This window comes from Bacillus sp. AC266 (assembly GCF_979253805.1).
Genome location: NZ_CEEDEC010000002.1, coordinates 474,655 through 493,595, shown reverse-complemented (window position 1 = coordinate 493,595; position 18,941 = coordinate 474,655). Strand labels below are relative to the sequence as shown.

The following is an 18,941-nucleotide window of genomic DNA, read 5'->3' as shown; positions in this document are numbered from 1 at the left end:
TTTATAACATCATTCATATTGTTTAGGAGAAAGCTGTTACGAAGGAGGGATGAAACATTGAACATAGGAATTATAGGGACAGGGAACATGGGGAATATACTAATCGATGCATTTTTAGAAACCCGTGCTGTCAAACCTTCGTGCCTTACTATTATTAATCGGACGCCTGCCAAAGCATATCATATAAAAGAAAAATACCCTTCTGTTCATATAGCCAAAACAATCCAAGAGGTAATCGAACAATCCCAGCTTATTTTCATTTGCGTAAAACCGATAGACATATACCCTATTCTACAAAAATACGCTGACCATTTTTCAGACGAAGATTGCTTAGTTTCTATCACAAGCCCCATATCTCCATCACAATTAAAAACACTTATACCTTGCCACGTCGCTCGTATCATTCCAAGCATCACAAACCGCGCCTTATCCGGCGCATCACTATTTACATTTGGAAATAACTGCTCTCTAGAATGGCAACAAAAACTACTTCGTCTATTCAAAAACATTTCTACTCCCCTTGTTATAGAAGAAGATATAACGCGCGTTTCATCTGATATAGCAAGCTGCGGCCCTGCTTTTTTTAGTTATTTATTACAATGTTTCATTAACGCTGCTGTAGATAAAACAAATATTACACATGAAGAAGCCACTACTTTAGTAAGTGAAATGGTCATTGGAATGGGGAAATTACTCGAAAAAGAAATTTTCACATTACCTACTTTACAAGAAAAGGTATGCGTTAAAGGCGGTGTTACAGGAGAAGGTATTCGTATTTTAGAAGAGCACGTTGGGGATATGTTTCATAAATTAATCGAACGGACACATGAGAAATTTGATGAAGATTTAAAATGCGTTGAGCAGCAATTCAATAAACACACATAATAAATACGCCATCGTAATCCCAAACCCTTTTTATTAATACTTATCTTTTTCATGCTACATTTTCACTAAAACTAGCATTTTTACACTTTACACATATCATCTTTTTATTTTTCTAGAACTAAAACTACATCTTTTCTATAAAACAAAAGCAACCTTATCGGTTGCTTTTCTTTTATCCATTCTTCTTCGCCATAAAAAAGATGCGCTCTGTTTGTTCTGTCACTTCAATTCGTTCAAAGTCACCTGTGACGCGAAGCACTGTAAACCCAGCTTCTTCAAGCCATTTTGTTAACACTTCAACCGAATACGCACGTTGCACGTGACATTCGTCAAAACGATGATACACATCTTCTTCTGAATCTTGTACAAAGAATGTCAAATCATGTTCCACACTATCTGATTCTTCTCCAGGGAAGCAGTTCCAAATAAGTGATATTTCTTCGCCGTTCACTGTATATGTTTCATTTTGAAATACGTGATGTATTTTATATAAAGAGTGTACATCGAATAAAAACAAGCCATCCTGACGTAAATGGTGGAAAACTCTTCTAAATGTTTCTTGCACTCCATCTTCTTGCAATACGTAATTTAATGAGTCACAAAAGATTGTCACACAATCAAATTCACCAGGAACATCGAGCTCTCTCATGTCTTGTTGGTAAAAAGGAATAAAATATCCTTCTCCCCCCAATTTTTGCTGCGCGACAGTTAACATTTCTTCCGAAAGATCTACACCAATTAAGTCATAACCTTTTCGCACAAGCGGAAGTGTTACGTTACCAGTTCCACATGCTACGTCAAGGATTCTTGCCTCTTTCATAGATGCCTGTTGTAAACTTTCCTCTGTGAATTCCACCCATTTATCATAAGGGACATCATTCATCAGTTCGTCATACAGCAAAGCAAATTGTTCGTATTTCATTGATCTAGCTCATCTGCAATATCTTCACGCGGCACATCGCCCCATAGACGCTCTAAATTATAGTGATTACGCTCATCTTTATGGAATACATGAGCAACCACATCACCAAGGTCTACTAAAACCCAACGTGCTTCATCAAAGCCTTCCATACGTTGTACGTTAATTTCGAACTCATGTGCCTTCGCTTTAATTTCACGTGCAATTGCTTGTACTTGCTTGTCTGAATTTCCGTGACAAATAATAAAATAGTCTGCAATCGGTGAAATACCTTGCATATTTAGTACAACCATATCTTCTGCTCTCTTATCATCAGCTGCTTTTGCCGCTAATACTAATAACTCTTTATCTTTCATTTATTAATTTCCTCCTTGATAACTTCATTGTATGTTTGGAATGTTAATGGATAAATCGTTTGATCTTTTTCCATTAAAAATTGAATTGTTCGCTTTAAAGCAAACAGTAAAGCTTGATTTATATCTTTATATGCGAGTTTCCTCGCTTCTTCCACACCAGGAAACTTACGTCCTGGTTCAATGTAATCTGCTACATAAATAACTTTATCTAACATTGTCATTTTTTCATGACCACTTGTATGATATGTAATAGCTTGTAGAATTTCAGGATCAGTAATGCCTACTTCTTTTTCTACTAAGTATGCCCCAACAGGTGCATGCCATAACTCTTTGTTATAGTGCAGTAGATCCTTTGGCAAAGCTTCTCTCTTAATAATCTCTTCCATTTCTGGAATCGCTCTACATTTTGCATAATCGTGAAATATAGCAGCCGTCTCTGCCTTTTTCTCATCTACACCATATAACCTAGCAAGTTCAATCGCTGTTTCCATTACACCAACCGTGTGTATATAACGTTTTTCATGCATTTGTTGTTTGACAATACTAAGTGCTTCCTCACGATTCATACAACCCATTCCTCTCGATATATACCTGTACTTTTTCGGGGAGTAAATATTTGCACGTTTTCTTCGTCATATATCTCTCACGTAACAGAGAAGAAGAAACTGCAAACTCCGGAATTTCCACTTTTACGATATCATAAGGCGTATGTAATGTATAACCTGGTCTTGCAACTCCAACGAAAGTCACAAGCTTAAGTAACTTTTCAATGTTATACCACTTCGGCAAATACTCAACCATGTCTCCGCCAATAATAAAGTGAAACTGCACATCCGGATACTTCTCCGTTAATTGTACCATAGTATCGTACGTATAAGATGGGCCTTCTCTGTCTAGCTCTTCTAAACAAATTGAAAAGTATGCTTCTTCCTCAATCGCTATTTGCAGCATGTTTAATCGACTTTTCACACTCGTAATGTTACGTCCTTGCTTGTGCGGTGGAACTTGATTCGGCAAAAACCATACCTCTTCCAACCCTAAAGCATGATACACTTCATTTGCAATTAACAAATGCCCATTATGAGGTGGATCAAACGTGCCACCAATAATGCCAATTTTTCTCAAAAGAAACGCTCCTTCCTTTTACATACAGCAACTCTCCCCATACAAATTCGAAGAGAGCCCACTGTTAATAAAAGTTCAATTGGTTTCGCTTTCTACATATCAAGCGTCCATTACGAAATAACTCACGTATATCTTTTATCGAGGAAGCTTAATCTGCTTATTTTCTCTTGATTCTTTGTATAAAACAATTGTGCTTCCGATTACTTGAACGATTTCAGCTCGTGCACCTTGTGCAAGCTCTTCTGCAACTTCACTACGATCAAATTCACAGTTTTGTAATACGCTCACTTTAAATAGTTCACGAACTTCTAATGCTTCTCCAATTTGTTTCACCATATTTTCATTCACGCCACCTTTTCCAACTTGAAAAATCGGTGTTAAATGATGTGCCTTTGCACGTAAAAATCTTTTTTGTTTTCCTGTTAACATATAATTAGCCTCCAAGCTCTCTCATTACTAATTGTTTCATTCTATCAATATTCGGCACACACCCTGTCCACATTTCAAACGCAAGTGCACCTTGATAAACGAACATATCGATTCCATTTTGAATTATTGCACCTTGTTCTTTCGCATCGCCTAAAATTTTCGTCTCAAATGGATTATAAATAATATCAGAAACAATCGTTCCTTGTTTCAATGAACGAATTTCCAGCGGCGTATACTCAACATGTGGATGCATACCTATCGTTGTTGTTTGGATGATAATATCATATTCCCCTTGATTTTCTGCTGCACATTCTAACGATAGAGCATGCGAATTAACATTTGCCATGCACCCAGAGATAAGGTTTTTCGCCTTATCTCTCGTACGATTAGCAATATCAATTTCTTTCACACCTACATCGGCAAGCGAGAAGTAAATAGCTCGGCTAGCACCACCTGCACCGATTAATAAAATACGTTTCTCTTGAAGTGGATCTTCACTAATTGACTGCAGGGCACGAACAAAACCAATTCCATCTGTATTATACCCAATCAATTTTCCATCTCGATGAACTACTGTATTTACCGCACCGATTTGCCTTGCTAACGGGGCAATCTCATCCAAGTACTCCATAATTGCAACTTTGTGCGGAGTCGTTACATTAAATCCTGAAATACCTAATGCTTTCAAACCTTTTACTGCTTCCCCTAGCGCTTCTTCTTCTACAAGAAACGCATGATAATGGGCATCCATATTCAAGTGTTCAAATGCATCGTTATGCATAACGGGTGATAATGAATGTCCAATTGGATTTCCGATTACACCATATAATTGTTTCATAAATCCCTCTCCATATTAAATTAAAGATTTACGTAATGAAACACTTACTCCTTTTGGTACATGAGCAACAATTTTCGCTCCTGATTCATTTACAGTAACCCAGCCCAATCCAGAGAATACAACATCCGTTTTCGGCTCACGAATATTAAATTCATATTTCACAAACTTAGGCATATTTTCTAATTCTTCTGGTGTCGGTGGATTCAATAATTCTCCAGCGTGTTTTTCGTACAATTCATCAGCCTTTTCAAGCTTTGTACGATGGATTGTTAAACGGTTTGAGAAATGACAAGTGAATGCACGACGGCCCCCACTTACATAATCAAATCGTGCTAATCCACCAAAGAATAATGTTTGTTCTTCATTTAATTGGAATACCATTGGCTTAACTTCTGTAGTCGGTGTAATAAGCTTTAAGCTTTGTTTCCCAACATAATGCGCCATTTGATGATGATTAATAATACCTGGTGTATCGTATAAAGATGACGTTTCGTCTAATGGGATATCAATTAAATCAAGCGTTGTTCCTGGGAAATGTGATGTTGTAATTACATTCTCAGTCTCATCACTAAACTCTTTAATCATACGATTAATAAATGTTGATTTACCAACATTCGTACATCCAACAACATAAACATCTTTACCTTCGCGGTAATGCTCAATTGCATCAGCAAGTTCAGCGATTCCTTGTCCTTTAGCTGCACTAATTAAAAAGACATCTTCTGGTTTTAAACCAAGTTGCTTTGCACTATAGCGCATCCAATGTTTTACTTTATCATGCTTAACTGACTTTGGAATTAAGTCAGCCTTATTCCCTACAAGTAATACTTTATTGTTCCCTACAAAACGATGTAAGCCCGGTAACCAGCTACCATTGAAATCGAAAATATCTACGATTTTAACCACTAGTGCGTCTGATTGTCCAATTCCGTTCAAAATACGAAGGAAATCATCATCTGTTAAAGATACATCTTGAATTTCGTTATAATGTTTCAAACGAAAACAACGTTGGCAAATTACTTGTTCTTTTTCTAAAGATGATACAGGAGCGTATCCTACTTCATTTTTATTTTCTGTTTGAATTTCTACACCGCAACCAATACATTTAATTGTTTCAGTCAAACTTTATTCCTCCCAGTTAATTAAGCCTTTTTTCTTCATGTTTCTCATAATTCTTCGTTCAATTTTTCGATTAAATCGTGTCACCAATCCGTCCGTTTGCGCTACCGGTACAACTAAAATTGTATGAAGTCCCACACGATTCCCGCCGAGCACATCCGTTAGTAACTGATCTCCAATTACTACAACTTCATCTGGCTGCAGGTGCATCTCATGTATCGCACGCTTAAATGCGCGAACAAACGGTTTGCGCGCACTATGAATAAACGGAATACCTAATGGGTCAGCGAAGTCTTTAACGCGTTGCTCGTTGTTATTTGAAACGACCGTTACTTGAATATCATTTTCTTTCATTTTCAAAAACCACTCTTCAAGCTGTGGCGTTGCGTTTGGACGATCCCATTCAATTAAAGTGTTATCTAAATCAGTAATAACTCCTTTAATTCCACGTTTTTTCAAATCTTCTGGTTGAATGTGATATATATTTTTCACATATTCATTTGGTAAAAATAACTTCAATTTCTTTCACCTCTTTGAGGATTTTCCATAAAATTTTTCGACAACATTTTTCGATAGATAACCTGTGGATAAACTTGTACACACTTTCCACGTTAATTTTTCAGTCAATTTGAAATTTACTAACAATCTATTCACATTTTATCCACTGAGTTATGTGGATAACCTCTTGTTTGTGACTGTCATATTTTTTTGGTACATTAAATGCAACAACGAATCAATCCTTATATTATTAGGAGGTGACTCACCTTGAAAACAAAACACATGGAACAGTTATCTACTGATTTACTCACTGAGTCTTATTATAAAGCAAAAGAACTAAAATTAAATCCCGACTTCATTTTACTTATAAAACAAGAAATTATTAGACGCTCGTTAGAGGACAAGCTCGTCAAATCTTCTTGAGTACATATAGATTGCTGATTGACCTGTAAAAAGAGCCATCCTGCGATGGCTCTCGAATAAACAAGTACTCCCATCTAGGGGATTTCTTCATTAATCATCTTTGTCCACATTTCTTAATTAGAGCTTCATAAGTATATTATAAAACCTTTTCTTTACTTATGAGATACTCGGGTTGCAATTTTTTCACCAAGACGCAGCTCTTGCCCACTTGTCAATTCCTGCACTGCTTTAATCATATCTTTTTCAAATAATAAAACAACTGTTGAGCCAAATGTAAAGTATGCCATCTCTTCACCTTTTTGAACAGTACTTCTTTCATGAAGGAGCTCGATACTATTAACAAACATAGCACCTACTTTTACAAGTGCCATATGTTCGCCGTCACTATTTACTTCTGTAACAGAGCGATAATTTTTTGACAATGGTTCTTTCCCATACTCCATACCCGCTGCATTTACCGGATATGATTTTCTACCAAGTACAAATCTTTCAGTCACAGAGCCAGAAAGCGGGCTATGAATACGATGATAATGACTTGGACTCAAATAAATCACCATATATGTACCGCCTGCATATCGCTTTGCACGCTCTTCATTACCTAGCATATCCACAATTGAATAACGCTTTCCTTTTATATCGAATGTTTTTGTATCCTCAATAGGACCTTGATCAGCAAAAACACCATCAACAGGACTAACGATACTCGACGCATCAGTATCAATACTACGCTTTCCTTCTTTTAGCCTACGTGTAAATAAATCATGCAATGTTCCATATTCCTTCAAACCCTTTTCCATCTCATCTTGATTAATTTGAAAAACTTTCACATACGATGGAATAATGATAGAGCTCAAACGAGATTGTGCAAATTTACGTAATATATAAGAAGTAAAACGACCATTTGTAAGTTCGATCATAAGTCGATATAATGTCCGTCGCAAATTACGAAACCTCCTAATCAGCCTATAACTTTAGTTTCCCCTTCTTTTCTCTCTATATCATATGTAAAATTGGTTCTTATTCCCACATATAGAATGGAGCCGTCTCGTTATACACGAAGAAAAACTAAGTATAATTTTTATTCTTAAATTGTTTAGCACCTTCTAATATTACAGATAGAACCCACCATTTTCAACAGTGAACATGTATTTCTTCTTAGAACAGCTCGTTTTCTTTCCGTTTTCCCGAAAGAAAAGCAGCCACTTTTAAAGTGTAGCTGCTTACAATACACATTATTCTTTTGCTTTTTTCTCTTTCTCAGCCCGCACAAATTCATGGAACATTTTCATTAAAGCACGCTTTTCAATTCGCGATACGTAGCTTCTTGAAATACCGAGTGCCTTCGCAATCTCCCTCTGTGTTTTCTCTTTATCAAGCCCAAGTCCAAAACGCTTCACAATTACTTCTTTCTCTCGTTCGTCCAAAATATCGATATACTCTTTAATTTTTTCTAACTCCATACTAAGCTGAATCATATCAATTACATCTTCAGATTCTGATTTTAATATATCAATAAGCGATATTTCATTACCCTCTTTATCTTGCCCAATCGGATCATGAAGTGAAACGTCTTTTTTCGTTTTCTTCAGCACACGTAAATGCATCAAAATTTCATTTTCGATACAGCGCGCTGCATATGTTGCAAGCTTAGTTCCTTTCCCTGCTGAATAGCTTTCAATCGCTTTAATAAGCCCAATGGTACCAATTGAAATTAAATCTTCTGCATCTTCACCAGTGTTTTCGAATTTCTTAACAATATGAGCTACAAGCCGTAAATTATGTTCAATTAAAAGATTTCTCGCTTGAGCATCACCTTGCTCCATTAACTCTAAGTACTTTCTCTCATCATCTGATGATAACGGCTGCGGGAACGCATTGTTCTTCACATAAGAAACAAATACAAACACTTCTCGAACCATATATCCAATTGCGGCGAATAGACTCAAACCTTTCACCTCCGCCAAAATAGTGGTCTTTACTATGTGTATGTGGGCATGAGGTTGTTTGTGTCTGTACGATGTAAATATGGAACTCTTAACTTAATGGCATTCTTAAACCACTCAACGCTAATCATTAAATTTTTCTATAAACATAGTAAAAGCCAATCGAAACGTATCGATTGGCTTTTACTAATATTCACTCCAAATTTTCTCTCCAGTATGCGCATCTATGTAACGAATTTTCCGACTACAATCGACGGATTCTTTATGATTTTCACTCCTCGTTTGTTTATACAGCAGTTTATATTTCATTTCCTCTGCATCATGATCTATACACCATTCTAAATTTACTCGAATGACCTCTTTATATATTTCTAACGCTTTTTCTTTTGTTACTTTTGGTGCTGTTTCATGTGCAAGTAACTCTTCTATTATATTGCTAGGTTTTCCCGAGTAATGCATCACAGCACCATTTTCTGTATTAATGTTGACCATGAATTCCCTATACTCTACCGGAATTTCATTCACATATACTGAAAAGACAAATCTTTCAATCCCTTCATCTTCGTCACGTTCATCCCAAAGGCGAAGATATTGTGTAACATCTGGAATAACATGTTCTAAAAATTGAAGTGCTTTTTGTAAACATTCCTCTCTAGACAGTATTTGTTTTACTTCTTTATCGTCTGCCAGTTTTATAAAACCAATTAATTCCTTGGTTGATTTATCAATCGTAATGCCAACTAAATTATTATATTTTAACATCGGTAAATGCTTTTTTAAAAATTCATTCATTAAATATGGATTCTTTTCTTCTTTCTGTTTTTGTAATTCCTCTTTCGAAACAAATTTCATCCTTATTCCATCTTCATTTTCTGTCTCAGCCACTTTTGTAAAACTTTCTTTATCCCAGTCAAATAAATCGAATATATCATCTTGTTGACTACCTTTTTTCGGTTTTTCAACAGCTACAGTTGGAGGCAATTTATAATGATCTGGGTCAAATAAATCTTTACCTGTACTTGCATCAATAAACGCATGACTAGGTTCTGGTTCATATACAAGATGATAGCCTTTTACTTCCTCACCATTTTCATATTTACATGAAGAATGTGTTAAATCCACAAATACAAGTCTCATATCTTGTCTAGCTCTCAAAGTTTCTAAAACGACGTTCTCCTCAACAATTTCAATTGGCCATAACGGTTTTTTCCCTATAGCTTTTTGTCCATTGTAATGAAAATGCACAACATTACCTGAAGGATGAATTCGCACAACACATCTTGTATTCGGCAATGGATATCCATTCACTTCCTGCATATAATTTATTTCTTTCCAACCACGCCAGTCATCCTTAACTGACACATATGTATAAAATTCTAATTCTTCTTCCACATATTTTTTTATAAATACATTTGCAATCTCTCTTGCCTTATTCTCCTCTATCACTTCTTTATCACTCGAAAAATAATTTTCATCATCTATCCTGAATTCGAATAAATTACCAGTATGCCTATTTAATGTAATTTGTATCTTTTTCTCCTCATCCTCTTTATGCCCCCACCATAATAGATGATACGGATCATCCACTCCTTCTTGATCATCTACAACAAGCCTATATTCATCTGGAATTTCAATAATGTGGGCCACTTGCTCTTTTCTTTTTTTATCTTTTGGATTCATCATACCCTCTCCTTTATTACAATTTAAGGTAATTATAACAAACAAAACCAAAAGTCATTAACAAAAAGACAAAAAACTGAAACAATTAGTTCATACGAATTTCACATGAATCTATTACTATAAGAATTGTACATAGTGAAATTACTAACAATGACGTTTATTCATATATAATTTCATTTGAAAGGGGTTGAAAAGATGAAAACTAAATATCGCTTTATGATCTCATCATTTGCTGCTTGCGCCTACATGATTTGGTGTTTAGTATAATAACAACTTCACTTGTAAATAAGAAAAGGTGTGTATAGAAATGGAATATAACCAATCAACAGTTAACTACTGGAAAGCTTTTGTATTACCTTATACATTCGCTTTAGAAGAGTTAAAAACTAAATTTGAAATTATGAACCGGGAAGCTCAATTTTTAGAAGACTACAACCCGTTTGAACATATAAAAACAAGACTTAAACAACCCGAAAGTATCATTAGGAAGCTTGAGCGTAAAAACTTATCACCAACAGTTGAAAATGCTCAAACACAATTACAAGATATTATTGGCATCCGTATTACATGTTGCTTTGTAGAAGATATTTATCATTTAAAAGAAGTTATTGAAAATCGTGGAGACATGGCAATTGTAGAAGTAAAAGATTATATTGCTAATCCAAAAGGAAATGGCTATAAAAGTTTGCATATGATTATTAAATATCCATTGTCACTAAATTCTGGTACGAAAGATGTCTTTGCAGAAATTCAATTACGTACACTTGCCATGGACTTTTGGGCAAGTTTAGAACATAAACTTTACTACAAATATGAAGGAAATATACCTGACTATTTGAAAGATGAACTACATGACGCTGCTATGAAAGCTGAAGACCTCGATAATAAGATGGCAACAATCCGTCAAGATATTGATGACATTGAAGCATGTTCAAATCAAATTTTATTACCACTATAAAAAGGTTCTCTCCTATGAGAACCTTTTTATTTCTTCTCTATCGTACGAACCTCTTCAATCTTCCACCCTTCGTCTTCTTTTCCAAGTGCATACTGCATTTTCTTTTGGAGAGTAACCCCTCCATCTACTTCTTTTTCCTCCGTTTCAACAATAACAAGCCCACCTTTAAGAGCTTTCATATTCATATGTTCCAATTCTATTTTCTTATTTCCCTTTTGAAATGCCGCTTCCTTTTGTGTTTTTAAGTCTTCAGCACTAGGCATCTTCTTTGAAAATAACTCCATATGCTCAGCAAGATTTTTTTCATTCGTCGTCCGTACAAATGCCTCAATAACATCTTGAATGGATTTCTCTTCTTCTTTCGTTATATGTACCTTTTCCTCAGTTTTCCCAGCAGATTTTTGTTCTATATTATTCTCTTGAGATTGACAACCAACTAGCAATAATACGAATACTACAAGGAATCTTAATTTCCCTAAAAAAACGCTCATCTTTCCATCTCCTAAAAAGAAAAGTGAGGCATTTCGCCTCACTTTCATTTATAATTAGCGTCTTCCTTTATTCGGATCGCCGCCGCCAACGATGTCAAAGACACGTTTAGCTATATTTGTATTCTCTTGAACGCCAGAGAATAAGTATTTACCTGGTCCGAATGCATATACGTTCACATCTTCACCTGTATGTCCACCCGTTGTCCAACCTGTAACCGAACGCTTATTGAAGATATCTTCAATTGCATTATCAATCTTTGTTACATCTTTTGATGGAGCTATATCATTTACAGCTTTAATTTCTTCTGGTGTTAATTGTAGATCAATATACTTTTTCAATGTTTCTTCTACATTTGCACCTTTTACAATCTCACTTGCCATAAAGTCTGGCGTACGTTTCGCAGCTTTAATCGGATCTACTTTAAAATTATACTCACCATTCGCACCTAAAGATAATCCGCCAGTAGAATGATCTGCAGTTGCAACAACTAATGTGTTCTTATCTTTTTTCGCAAACTCAATTGCTGCTTTAAACGCTTTTTCGAAGTCTTCCATTTCACTCATTGCACCGACAATATCATTATCATGTCCAGCCCAATCAATTTGACTACCTTCGACCATTAAGAAGAAACCGTCTTTATTTTTGTTCAAGCGCTCAATCGCTGCATTTGTCATCTCTTCTAATGAAGGTGTTTTGTCAGTACGGTCAATCATTTTGTCTAAACCACCTGGTGCAAATAAGCCAAGAACTTGATCGCTTTTATCATTTAATAATTGATTACGATCTGTTACATAACTATAACCAGACTTCTTAAATTCTTCTGTAAGATTGCGGTCTTTTCTAACAAAGTTCTTTACGCCCCCGCCAAGCATAACATCTATTTTATGCTTACCTTTAATTTTCTCATCAAAGTAATCATTTGCAATTGCGTCCATATTTTTACGACTAATATCATGTGCACCGAATGCAGCTGGTGTTGCATGCGTAATTTCAGAAGTTGCAACGAGTCCCGTTGACTTCCCTTTTTCTTTCGCTTGCTCCAATACTGTTTTCACTTCAGCTTTATCATTATCTACTGCAATAGCTGCGTTATATGTTTTTATACCTGCTGACATCGCAGTAGCTGCCGATGCAGAGTCTGTAATATTTTCATGTTCATCTTCTGGATATGTTTTTTGTGTTCCTACAAGATGCTTATCAAATTCTGTAGATTCCATCTCAAATGTTTTTGGATTATCTTTCATATAACGATGAGCTGTCATATATGAAGGCCCCATACCGTCCCCAATTAATACAATGACATTTTTAATTTTTGCATTGTTTCCGTTCTCATCTGCATTAACCTCACTAGAACGCGTAAAATTCCATGTTGCTACCGAAGTAACTGCTAACGACGCCACAACTGCAAATGGCCATGCTTTTTTCACAAACTTTTTCACTGTCTTGTCCCCCTAATTAGGTTATTCATTTCCCACTATCAAATTTAATAGAAGACTGTTAAGAGAAAATGAGTTATATGTAAATTTTTTGTTAACTTATGTAAATTTAAGTTATAATTTGTATAAGTTTGTCTTTTCATATCAAGCATACTCCCCTTTACAAAGATAAATATAAACATGTTGGATTTCTTTTAATACGAACCTATTATTTTACATTTCTTAATATTATTCTTATTTTTTCTAATTTAAATAGAAATATGGTGAACTTTATGAAAACAGTAAAACTAGACGCATCTTCCATTCCAGATTTACTCTCTCTTTGCGAATCAGTTGGGTGGTTACAGCATGAGAGTTTTATGAAAGAGCAATTCCATATGTACCTTTCCATTGGCACAATTTTTGGCTATGTACATGAGAATAAACTTATTGCAGCGGGCGGGGTCTTTTCGTTTGCCCCTGGATTTTCTTCTATCGGTATGTTAATCGTGCATCCTGATTTTCAAAGAAAAGGAATTGGCCGTATTTTGTTAAACAATAGCTTAAAAGTAACTTATCCATCGCTCCCTATTACGCTCATTGCAACAAAAGCTGGTGAATCCTTATATGAATCTTATGGATTTCAATCAATAACAACAATTCATCGTTTCGAAAAACAAGCGGCTCATATAAGTACAAATTCTTTTCCCATAAAACAAATTCAGCAAGCCGATCTTCAATCTCTCATTTTTCTTGATCAAACTGCGACTGGTGCAGATCGTTCTAAGCTTTATTTATCACTACTATCGAGAGCAACTTACTCCTTTAAAATAGAGCGGGATAATCAAATAGATGCTTTTGCTTTATGCATACAAAAAGGAAATGTACTATGTATCACTCCGCTTATTTCAAAAAAAGAAAAAGACGCTATTCAGTTATTAGAAATAATTTGCAACTCGTGGAATGGGACAATACGCATTGATGTTCCGCACTCACAATTCATTTTCCGTCAATTTCTTCAAACAGAAAATTTCCAGGAAACGCTCCTTTCACCTCTTATGATAAAGAACGGTAATCAACTTCCTGGAAATCGTAATATACTATTTGCTATGATAGATGCAGCGTTATGTTAGAAAGGGGACACCTAATTGAAGCGATTTAGCTATTTTATGGTAGGTTGTCTTACTCTTACACTATTAGTAGGATGTAGTGCAGCAGAAAAGCCAGTAGAACAAGTAAAACAAGTTAAAAATACAATTACAGCGAAACTAACTACCCAGGAAAAAATGGTAGAGATAGATGGTCAAACGATTTACTTTAAAAAGATTGGTGATGAAAAACCACCTTTACTTATGATCCATGGATTTGGAGGATCATCCGATGGTTTTCAAAAGGTTTACTCAGATTTAGCAAAAGATCATACGATTATTTCTGTTGATGCTTTAGGATTCGGACGTTCCTCTAAACCGATGGATTTTTATTATTCTTTCCCAACTCATGCAAATTTGTATTATAAGTTAATGAAAAAATTAGGGTACGACTCATTCGCAATACTGGGACATTCTATGGGCGGAGAAATTTCTCTTAATTTAACATATTTATACCCCGAAGCGGTTACCCACCTTATTTTAACTGATGCTACAGGCGGCCCTCATACGTTCGTTAATAAACAAGGTTCACCAAAACCAAAGTTGTCGACTGATTTAAGTGCCGTTTCTTCTATTGCAGATTATGATGAGAGCAAAGTTAAATTCAAGCGTAATGATGAAGAGCATTATAATAAAATGAAATTATGGCCTAGGCGTCTTCAAATCAATGCAACTGAAATCAAGCAACCAACTTTAATTATATGGGGAAGAAATGATAGTAGCGTTTCTTGGAAAGAAGGAGAAACTTATCATCAATTCTTAAAAAATAGCACTTTCCATATTATTGAAAAAGGTTATCATGCTCCATTTCGTCAAGAGCCACAAGAATTTGTAGGGTATGTAAAAGATTTCTTCGAGAAAAATCCTATAAGTGCTGAAAAATAAACGGGTATCTCATTTTGAGATACCCGTTTCATATATTAAGCAGCTTGCTTTTGGCGTTTTTGAATTTTTGATCCTAGTACTTTTGGAATAACTAAGCCATCAATTCCAAGTTTTCCAGCATTTATACCAGAAACAAGAACGAACATGGATAAGATAACCATTTCAGGGTTTACACCAATTGACCCACTAAACATATAGGAAAAGTTCATTACAAGACCGAAAAAGACCGCTGTTTTTGTTAAACAGCCTACAATTAAACCAATTCCGACTAAAATTTCTCCCCACGTCACAAGTGTATTAAATAAATCAACGTTTGGAATTGCAAAATCTTGTAAAAATGATGCCCACCAAGATTGAACAGCTGGTTGTGCTCCTTTAGATTTTTCAATTGCACCTTGTAAATAACCAGTTGCATCGAAGCCTTTCCCTTGTAATTTACCGATTCCAGCCATTACCCATGTGTAACCAAGATACACTCGAATTATCGCTAATACAAAAGAGACTGCTTTGTTTTCTCTTAAAAATTGAATAATCATATCTTCCTCCTAAAGTTGTAATTAAGTCAGTTACAGATAATATAATAACATTAGTTACTTACTTTTAAAACATTAATCGTGAATAATTTGTGACATACATAAAAAACATTAAATACTAACGTTTATATAGTAACTTTTATTACCTGTAAAAACTTGAACATATCATACCACAGGTGATAATCATTTTCATTGAAGAAAATGTAAAAAAACTGTGAGTTAAATGTGAAACGCATTCATTCGAATATAGAATAAATCCGTTTCATATTGTTTATATACTCGAAATGTACATGTCTCCTCATCGGTTAATCTCGCTTCTCGAACAACTTCTTCTAACGTTTTGTCATGGTTAATAAACCCGTAAAATAGGCGTATTGTAAACATAAGTGCTACATTTCCATCTACATAATCTATCAATCCAACATATGATTTTACACCACTATGTAAAAAGGATTCTACTAGTTTCAACTCCCCAAACTTATACCAACCATTTACAATATGTGTAATATGCAATTTTGCATATTACTTAATTTCCGCTACGCTAAAGTATACTCTCGGCTCATTTAAGTCGTACACATCTTCTCCTAACTCTTCTATTACAAATTTCCTCTCCTATAAGTCCATTTCATATATACCCGTTTCTTTCAAAAAATCAGCTCTAGTTAAAGCGACTTTATGTAAATATTGCCTATACGCTGTAATTGTTCCATCGTGTGCAACGATACAAATTTTTTCTGCTTTTAACTGATAGCACCAGTGCAGAAATTCATCTACTATTTGCTGAAATTCCATCTCCGAGATGATATTGACTCCCTCATTCCATAACAATTCATTTCTACTTTCTTCTAATGAAAAATGTGGAAATAAATTTTGTATTATCTTTCGATCTAACAATTGATCGCACGGTAATGTTTTGGCGGATTCCCGATAAGGAAAAATACGCGGGGATATATATGGGTGAACAATTTTTTGACAAGCAACTTCCGCACTCCATATTGTCGCAGTTTGTAAAGTTCGAAGTGTAGGACTAGCGATTAATATATCCTTTTCTTGTAATGGTACATCGCACTGAAGCAATTTAGCCTGCTTCTTTCCCACGCCCGTCAATGGCGGATTCACTGCTTGTAAACTTAATGGTAAATCTTTCGTATGTTCACCTTCACCATGCCGAACAAAAATAAGTTTCATTCTCCTCTTCCTCTCACTAGGAAATAGTCTCACATATTTCTTCCCTATTTTTTTCTTTACTCCTGCTATTTTAAAAAGCAGAATGTAAAAAGTGTTTGACACCAATGTTTGAAAAATATTACAATTATATATGTAAAATACTTTTTACAATAAGAGGAGGATTACAAATATGAAATGGATTATCGTCTTTATGGGAATGATCATATGGGGATACATAAATGGCTTTTTTACTAGTGATAAAACTGCTAATCCTTGGATTACAGATGATGAGCGTGAAACAAAAATTAAACAAAAAGCAATTATCGCAAGCTGGTCTGGTGTTTTCATATTTTGTATCATTAACCTCTTAAACAAATGGTTAGGTTTAGGAACGAGCGATACATCACCTTACTTACCATCTTCTGTCGCAACTATTTTAAAAGAAAATGTAGAGTTACAAGTTTTACTTATGTTATTCATTACGTACGGACTATTTTACTTATACTACCGAAGAAAACTAAGCGCTTAACTTTTATCTCATGATTTTCCTCCTAAATGGTTATAGTAACTAGGACAGAATGAAAAAAGGAGAGATATAAAAATGAGTAACTCAAATGATTTTTTAGATACATTACATGAAAAACAAGCAAAAGATGAACAAAATAGAAAGCGCCAAGGAAACGGGAACCCCGCAAAAAAAAAGCCAAATAAAACACATAAATAACATTGAAAAACCTGCCTGAAAATTATATTTCAGGCAGGTTTTTTTACTCGTCTGTAACCGAAACGACATCTTCCCAATTCCATTTCTCATAATACCACTCTGGTACATCTATATTTTCAATCCACTTCTTCTCATGTTTTCCATCGTTATGAGCAAGCCATACATCAGCTTTCTTACGATTTGAACGGAGCCACATTAATTGGTTGCTTTTCTTACTAAAAATAGGGTTATAATCGCCTTTGCTATTGGATGGCTTTGTAATTTGATGTTGTTCATCTGTTGTACTATTTATTTCATATAAAGATGGTAGTGGTCTTTTTTCTAGAGGGACCGATAGCTCTGCTTCCTTTGCCCTTGAAACGATAATTACATTCTCGTTCTTCCATGTGAAGTCCCAATCAACATAGCCTTTTGGAGTAAATGTATTTTGCTGGAGAACCGGCAATTCTTTTATTTTTAAATGCTTATTCTCTAAAGCAACTCTCCCGCTTCCTTCAATATAGGCTAATATATTTTTTGATGGCGCCCATTTGAACCATTGTGTGTTTAATAACATTTGATTTACTGTTTCAAAACGACTGCCGTCTGATCGAATTAAGCAAAGGGTATTACTATCAGCTGACAAAGAAGCTGTTGGTACTGCCAAAAACGAAATCCATTTTTGATCTGGCGACCACTTAAATCCACTTCCAACTAATGCTAAAAAATCATCATGCTCATTCGGTAGTGCATATAAATGTTTCATCTTATGAGGATTCATATTTGCATCCTTTTGTATTTCATATAACTGAGCACCTGTCCATCCTGTTGGAAGCAAGTACGCTTCTGATGATACAAGAAACTTCTTACCATCAGGATACCATGCATAGTCACCTACACCATTAGCTACGTTTTCAAAATCTGCTTTCTTTTTTTCAGCATCAAATGTATTTAATGTGCGTGCAAATACAAATGCAATTATATTCTCTGTTGGTGACCATTGATAATTCGATGCTTCTGATTGAGATGGTGTAACTTTCTTTCCATCTTTCAGCCGATACAGTTCAAAGTGATTTCGCTTCTTTCCTTTTGCATATGCAAGCCATTCTCCATTGTGTGACCATTTCGGCCCTGTTATGTACTCTCCTTTTGTAATTTGTTTTTCTTTTTCACCGACTTTAATCCATAGATTATGATTACGAATAAAGGCAACTTTTACTCCATTGTTTTCTGCGCTAGTAATAGAACTTGAACAGAAAAAAAGGAACAAAATCACGATTCCACTTACTATAAACCTTTTCATATAGCACCCCCATTTCCCCCTTTAGCATTCCTCATATTCCGCTTACTATATGCAAATATTATCCATTCGACATAATTCCAAAAAATTTCCCAAGAAATTTTCAATTCAAAGAGGTTTGGTAT

The 18,941-nt window shown here is 35.1% G+C and carries 23 protein-coding genes and 1 pseudogene; 7 read left to right on the top strand and 17 right to left on the bottom strand.

Annotation, left to right across the window (positions count from 1 at the left end; genetic code table 11):
* Positions 1–57: 57 nt before the first annotated feature.
* On the top strand, positions 58–885 hold the full coding sequence (comER, locus tag AC0IXC_RS10045; RefSeq protein WP_471652860.1) for a late competence protein ComER: 828 nt from the start codon (positions 58–60) through the stop codon (positions 883–885).
* 172 nt (positions 886–1,057) lie between these two features.
* Here comER and AC0IXC_RS10040 read toward each other — a convergent pair whose 3' ends face one another.
* The 8 genes from AC0IXC_RS10040 to AC0IXC_RS10005 all read right to left on the bottom strand — a co-directional run bounded on the left by AC0IXC_RS10040 (position 1,058) and on the right by AC0IXC_RS10005 (position 6,190).
* Positions 1,058–1,807, bottom strand: coding sequence for a class I SAM-dependent DNA methyltransferase (locus tag AC0IXC_RS10040; protein WP_002088700.1), 750 nt, complete (start codon positions 1,805–1,807; stop codon positions 1,058–1,060).
* Positions 1,804–2,160 (bottom strand): ribosome silencing factor, encoded by a 357-nt coding sequence (rsfS, locus tag AC0IXC_RS10035; RefSeq protein ID WP_000653209.1) that lies wholly within the window; start codon positions 2,158–2,160, stop codon positions 1,804–1,806. The genes AC0IXC_RS10040 and rsfS overlap by 4 nt, the downstream gene beginning before the upstream one ends.
* Entirely contained in the window at positions 2,157–2,726 is a 570-nt protein-coding gene (yqeK, locus tag AC0IXC_RS10030) for a bis(5'-nucleosyl)-tetraphosphatase (symmetrical) YqeK (protein WP_002143180.1), read from the bottom strand. Before yqeK ends, rsfS begins: the two co-directional genes overlap by 4 nt.
* Entirely contained in the window at positions 2,716–3,285 is a 570-nt protein-coding gene (locus AC0IXC_RS10025; protein WP_002015218.1) for a nicotinate-nucleotide adenylyltransferase, read from the bottom strand. The genes yqeK and AC0IXC_RS10025 overlap by 11 nt, the downstream gene beginning before the upstream one ends.
* Before the next feature lie 135 nt (positions 3,286–3,420).
* Positions 3,421–3,714 (bottom strand): ribosome assembly RNA-binding protein YhbY, encoded by a 294-nt coding sequence (gene yhbY, locus AC0IXC_RS10020; protein ID WP_002015220.1) that lies wholly within the window; start codon positions 3,712–3,714, stop codon positions 3,421–3,423.
* Between the two features lie 4 nt (positions 3,715–3,718).
* A complete protein-coding gene (gene aroE / locus AC0IXC_RS10015; RefSeq protein WP_002015222.1) occupies positions 3,719–4,552 on the bottom strand; it encodes a shikimate dehydrogenase in 834 nt (277 codons plus the stop codon).
* A 15-nt stretch (positions 4,553–4,567) separates the two neighbouring features.
* The gene (yqeH, locus tag AC0IXC_RS10010) at positions 4,568–5,674 is read right to left on the bottom strand and encodes a ribosome biogenesis GTPase YqeH (protein ID WP_002015224.1); all 1,107 of its coding nucleotides are present in this window, start codon (positions 5,672–5,674) and stop codon (positions 4,568–4,570) included.
* A 3-nt stretch (positions 5,675–5,677) separates the two neighbouring features.
* Positions 5,678–6,190, bottom strand: a complete 513-nt coding sequence (locus tag AC0IXC_RS10005; RefSeq protein WP_002015225.1) for a YqeG family HAD IIIA-type phosphatase — start codon at positions 6,188–6,190, stop codon at positions 5,678–5,680.
* A gap of 246 nt (positions 6,191–6,436) precedes the next feature.
* Between AC0IXC_RS10005 and sda the strand changes: the two genes are divergently transcribed.
* Complete coding sequence (gene sda / locus AC0IXC_RS10000) at positions 6,437–6,592, top strand: sporulation histidine kinase inhibitor Sda (RefSeq protein ID WP_002015226.1); 156 nt, start codon at positions 6,437–6,439, stop codon at positions 6,590–6,592.
* A gap of 152 nt (positions 6,593–6,744) precedes the next feature.
* Here the strand turns inward: sda and AC0IXC_RS09995 are convergent, their stop codons facing one another.
* The 3 genes from AC0IXC_RS09995 to AC0IXC_RS09985 all read right to left on the bottom strand — a co-directional run bounded on the left by AC0IXC_RS09995 (position 6,745) and on the right by AC0IXC_RS09985 (position 10,218).
* Positions 6,745–7,533, bottom strand: a complete 789-nt coding sequence (locus AC0IXC_RS09995; protein ID WP_002129166.1) for a phosphatidylserine decarboxylase — start codon at positions 7,531–7,533, stop codon at positions 6,745–6,747.
* Between the two features lie 291 nt (positions 7,534–7,824).
* Positions 7,825–8,538 (bottom strand): RNA polymerase sporulation sigma factor SigK, encoded by a 714-nt coding sequence (gene sigK, locus AC0IXC_RS09990; RefSeq protein ID WP_000051382.1) that lies wholly within the window; start codon positions 8,536–8,538, stop codon positions 7,825–7,827.
* A gap of 183 nt (positions 8,539–8,721) precedes the next feature.
* Positions 8,722–10,218, bottom strand: a complete 1,497-nt coding sequence (locus tag AC0IXC_RS09985) for a YcdB/YcdC domain-containing protein (RefSeq protein ID WP_471652859.1) — start codon at positions 10,216–10,218, stop codon at positions 8,722–8,724.
* A 304-nt stretch (positions 10,219–10,522) separates the two neighbouring features.
* On the opposite strand from AC0IXC_RS09985, the gene AC0IXC_RS09980 reads away from it, so the two are divergent.
* The gene (locus AC0IXC_RS09980; protein ID WP_471652858.1) at positions 10,523–11,173 is read left to right on the top strand and encodes a GTP pyrophosphokinase; all 651 of its coding nucleotides are present in this window, start codon (positions 10,523–10,525) and stop codon (positions 11,171–11,173) included.
* A gap of 26 nt (positions 11,174–11,199) precedes the next feature.
* On the opposite strand, the gene AC0IXC_RS09975 is transcribed toward AC0IXC_RS09980, so the two are convergent.
* Entirely contained in the window at positions 11,200–11,664 is a 465-nt protein-coding gene (locus tag AC0IXC_RS09975; protein ID WP_471652857.1) for a hypothetical protein, read from the bottom strand.
* Positions 11,665–11,718: 54 nt separating this feature from the next.
* Positions 11,719–13,104 (bottom strand): alkaline phosphatase, encoded by a 1,386-nt coding sequence (locus AC0IXC_RS09970; protein ID WP_002190719.1) that lies wholly within the window; start codon positions 13,102–13,104, stop codon positions 11,719–11,721.
* A gap of 269 nt (positions 13,105–13,373) precedes the next feature.
* Here AC0IXC_RS09970 and AC0IXC_RS09965 point away from each other — a divergent pair, with 269 nt between their 5' ends.
* On the top strand, positions 13,374–14,213 hold the full coding sequence (locus AC0IXC_RS09965; RefSeq protein WP_471652856.1) for a GNAT family N-acetyltransferase: 840 nt from the start codon (positions 13,374–13,376) through the stop codon (positions 14,211–14,213).
* 15 nt (positions 14,214–14,228) lie between these two features.
* On the top strand, positions 14,229–15,113 hold the full coding sequence (locus AC0IXC_RS09960) for an alpha/beta fold hydrolase (RefSeq protein WP_471652855.1): 885 nt from the start codon (positions 14,229–14,231) through the stop codon (positions 15,111–15,113).
* Between the two features lie 35 nt (positions 15,114–15,148).
* Here the strand turns inward: AC0IXC_RS09960 and AC0IXC_RS09955 are convergent, their stop codons facing one another.
* The 3 genes and pseudogenes from AC0IXC_RS09955 to AC0IXC_RS09945 all read right to left on the bottom strand — a co-directional run bounded on the left by AC0IXC_RS09955 (position 15,149) and on the right by AC0IXC_RS09945 (position 16,834).
* Positions 15,149–15,649: a DoxX family protein gene (locus tag AC0IXC_RS09955; RefSeq protein WP_044442499.1), complete on the bottom strand. Its 501-nt coding sequence runs from the start codon at positions 15,647–15,649 to the stop codon at positions 15,149–15,151.
* Between the two features lie 216 nt (positions 15,650–15,865).
* A pseudogene (locus tag AC0IXC_RS09950) lies at positions 15,866–16,258 on the bottom strand (hypothetical protein); the annotation flags it as partial.
* On the bottom strand, positions 16,259–16,834 hold the full coding sequence (locus tag AC0IXC_RS09945; RefSeq protein WP_137076033.1) for a histidine phosphatase family protein: 576 nt from the start codon (positions 16,832–16,834) through the stop codon (positions 16,259–16,261).
* A gap of 169 nt (positions 16,835–17,003) precedes the next feature.
* Here AC0IXC_RS09945 and AC0IXC_RS09940 point away from each other — a divergent pair, with 169 nt between their 5' ends.
* Together AC0IXC_RS09940 and AC0IXC_RS09935 are read left to right on the top strand one after the other, a co-directional pair.
* Entirely contained in the window at positions 17,004–17,342 is a 339-nt protein-coding gene (locus AC0IXC_RS09940; RefSeq protein WP_002015241.1) for a hypothetical protein, read from the top strand.
* 72 nt (positions 17,343–17,414) lie between these two features.
* On the top strand, positions 17,415–17,537 hold the full coding sequence (locus AC0IXC_RS09935) for a DUF4023 domain-containing protein (RefSeq protein WP_000071861.1): 123 nt from the start codon (positions 17,415–17,417) through the stop codon (positions 17,535–17,537).
* Positions 17,538–17,580: 43 nt separating this feature from the next.
* Here the strand turns inward: AC0IXC_RS09935 and AC0IXC_RS09930 are convergent, their stop codons facing one another.
* Positions 17,581–18,819 (bottom strand): TolB family protein, encoded by a 1,239-nt coding sequence (locus AC0IXC_RS09930; RefSeq protein ID WP_215590197.1) that lies wholly within the window; start codon positions 18,817–18,819, stop codon positions 17,581–17,583.
* Positions 18,820–18,941: the final 122 nt, after the last annotated feature.